At 55.4% G+C, this 3,075-nt stretch carries 2 protein-coding genes and 1 rRNA gene; 2 read left to right on the forward strand and 1 reads right to left on the reverse strand.

Annotation, left to right across the window (positions count from 1 at the left end):
- Positions 1-222: 222 nt before the first annotated feature.
- Together GTP27_RS23125 and GTP27_RS23130 are read left to right on the forward strand one after the other, a co-directional pair.
- Positions 223-1,587, forward strand: a complete 1,365-nt coding sequence (locus GTP27_RS23125; protein WP_161041441.1) for a sodium-dependent transporter — start codon at positions 223-225, stop codon at positions 1,585-1,587.
- A gap of 130 nt (positions 1,588-1,717) precedes the next feature.
- Positions 1,718-2,881, forward strand: a complete 1,164-nt coding sequence (locus tag GTP27_RS23130; protein ID WP_371865992.1) for a sensor histidine kinase — start codon at positions 1,718-1,720, stop codon at positions 2,879-2,881.
- Between the two features lie 108 nt (positions 2,882-2,989).
- On the opposite strand, the gene rrf is transcribed toward GTP27_RS23130, so the two are convergent.
- Positions 2,990-3,075 (reverse strand): 5S ribosomal RNA (gene rrf / locus GTP27_RS24410); the annotation flags it as partial.

Consider the following 3,075-nt stretch of genomic DNA (forward strand, 5'->3'; position numbering starts at 1 on the left):
GTACTGCTTGCTGAGAAGCGTTGTGTTCATCAGCGAAGAGGCAAGATTATGAGGCGTTTCAAACATTCCGTCAAGTCTTACTTTTCAACTCGCTTAACTCAGCGCTGGGCGCCTTGTTTTGCGAGGGAGCGAACTATAGCAAATCAGCACGGCTTCAGGCAAGGGTAAATTTTGCGGTGCTACAATCGCTTCCTTTTTTGCAAACACCGTGGGAGTCATGCCATGAACAATAACAACATCAAACGGGGCGGCTTCAGCTCAAGCTTCGGCGTACTCGCCGCAACGCTGGGGTCCGCCGTAGGACTGGGAAACATCTGGAAATTCCCTTACCTCACAGGTGCGAATGGCGGTGCCGGTTTCCTGCTCGTCTATCTATTAGCAACGCTCGTCATCGGCCTGCCCGTCATGATCGCCGAGATCACCATGGGCCGTGCAGCAAAAGCCAATCCTATATCCGCCTTGCAGAAACTGGATACCCAGAAGCGCTTGCCCTGGTGGCTGATCGGTGTAGCAGGGCTCGTTGCCGCCTTCCTGATTCTGTCCTTCTACTCCGAGGTGGTGGCATGGGTTTTCGCCTATGTGTTCAAGGCAATCGGTGGCTCTCTGCTGAGCAGCGACCGCCAAGTTACCGAGACTGCGTTCACCAGCCTGACTTCCGATCCGCTACAGTCGCTGGTCTGGCAATGGGTAGTGCTGTTCTTTATTGGCGGCATACTCCTGATGGGCGTCACAAAAGGCATTGAAGGCATCGCTAAAAAACTGATGCCTATCCTGTTCCTGCTCCTGCTCGTGCTATGCGCCGTCAGCCTTACGCTTGATAAAGCCAGTGATGGTCTGACCTTTCTGTTCCGCCCAGACTTTAGCAAAGTAACTTCCGGCGTCATCCTTACCGCGATGGGACTGGCATTCTTCAAACTCTCGCTGGGTATGGGGACCATGATGACCTATGGTTCCTACTTCCGCGACGATCAGAACATCCCGCAGACGACCTTGCGCGTAATGGCTGCCGACCTCTGTGTATCGATGCTCGCAGGTATTGCTATCTTCCCTGCGGTATTCACCTTCGGCTTCGCTCCTGCGGCCGGCCCTGCGCTGGTATTCATTACCATTCCTGCCGTGTTCTCCCAGATTCCCGGCGGCCACCTGCTGATGGTCGCCTTCTTCATACTCGCTTCTGTCGCAGCGACTGGCGCCATGCTCTCTTTGCTGGAAGTGCCGGTTGTCATCCTGCACGAGCGTCTGCATATCACCCGCACCCGCGCCACGGTCTTGTCCATCGCCATCCTGATGGTGCTGGGCTCGACCTGCGCACTAACGGGCAGCATTCTGGCCGATTTCAAAATCGCCGGCATGAATCTGTTCGATCTCTTCGATTTCCTCTCGTCGAATATCCTGCTACCGCTGGGTGGCATCCTGCTGGCGGTGTTCGCGGGCTGGATTTGGGGGCGTGAACATTTCACGGCAGCGCTATCCAACCACGGCCAGCTGGCAAACCAGCGCACCATCTCGGTAGTGCTGTTCCTGCTGCGTTTCATTTCCCCGGTACTGATCCTGCTGGTGATGCTCAAAGGGCTCAATTTGTTCTAAACACAACACAGCCTGCGTTTTTTCACCGTGTTCAGGACAGTATGCCTATACTAATTGAACACTGAATTCGTCAGGCTGCGAGATGAACCAAAGCGAGGTCCCCGTACTGCCAGCTCCAACGATACTCATCGTGGATGACTCTTTATCGTACCTCGCCGCCCTACTAGATCGGCTGGAACGTCACGGCTTCATGATCGTTCTGGCCCAGAGCGCGGCCGAAGGCCTGATGCGGGCCGAATTCGCCGAACCAGACCTGATACTGCTCGATGTCGTCATGCCCGGCGTCGATGGCTTCGAAGCTTGCCGCCGCCTCAAGGCCAGCAAAGCCACCCGGGATATACCGGTCATATTCATGACAGGCCTCACCGATCCCAAGCAAAAGGTTGCCGGTTTCGATGCGGGTGGAGTGGACTACATCACCAAACCGTTCCAGATCGAGGAAGTACTGGCACGTATCAATACCCACCTTGCTTTACGCAAAGCCAATCGCGAACTTCAAGACATGGTCGCGGCGCTGGCCAAAGCCCGTGAAGATCTGGTACGCAATGAAAAGCTCGCAGGACTAGGCGCCATGGTGGCGGGCATCGCCCATGAATTGAACACACCTATCGGTAACAGCCTGATGGCGGCCACCACCTTCGAGGTACAGGCCAACGACATCGACCATCACCTCCAGCATGAGGGCGGCATCACTCGCAAGGAATTCGAGTTTTTCATCAAGAATGCGCAGCTGACGACAGAAATTCTCAGCCGGAATCTGAATCGGGCGGCCGACATCGTCACCAACTTCAAGCAGGTGGCAGTTGACCAGACCAGCTCGCAACGGCGCAGCTTCCTGTTAGCCGAGGTAGTGGCCGGCAACGTGCTCACTCTGCAGCCCACCATCAAACGCACACCGTTTGTGATCCAGCAGCGGATTCCAGACGACATCATGATGGAAAGTTACCCCGGCCCGCTAGGTCAGGTGCTGACCAATCTAGTGAATAATGCAATATTGCACGGCTATGATGGCCGCAGCGTCGGTCTGATCGACATATCTGCCAGCCAGAATGGACAGGGCTGGGTAACGCTTTCAGTGGAAGATCATGGTGTGGGCATCAAAAAAGATGATCTGGCGCGCATCTTCGATCCCTTCTTTACCACCAAACTGGGTGTCGGCGGATCTGGCCTGGGACTGCACATCGTACACAACATCGTTGTCGAGATCCTCGGCGGCAGCATCGATGTCGTCAGCGAGCTGGGTGGCGGCACCCGCTTCACGCTAACACTGCCTATTTCGGCGCCAGTACGTTAGTCGCCAGCACAGCCAAAATCGCCACTCAAAGCAAAAAACCCCCATCTTCGGCGCTGAGCGCGATCTCGAGCGCGTTCAGGCAGATGATGGGGGTTCTTCTAATAACTAGCTTGACGATAACCTACTTTCACACTGGTTGCAGCACTATCATCGGCGCAGAGTTGTTTCACGGTCCTGTTCGGGATGGGAAGGGG

This window comes from Duganella qianjiadongensis (assembly GCF_009857915.1).
Lineage (GTDB): Bacteria > Pseudomonadota > Gammaproteobacteria > Burkholderiales > Burkholderiaceae_D > Rugamonas > Rugamonas qianjiadongensis.

What these genes read in the sequence shown, in the direction of transcription:
- GTP27_RS23125 (WP_161041441.1), top strand. Translation starts at nt 223, where the DNA reads ATGAACAATAACAACATCAAACGGGGCGGCTTCAGCTCAAGCTTCGGC.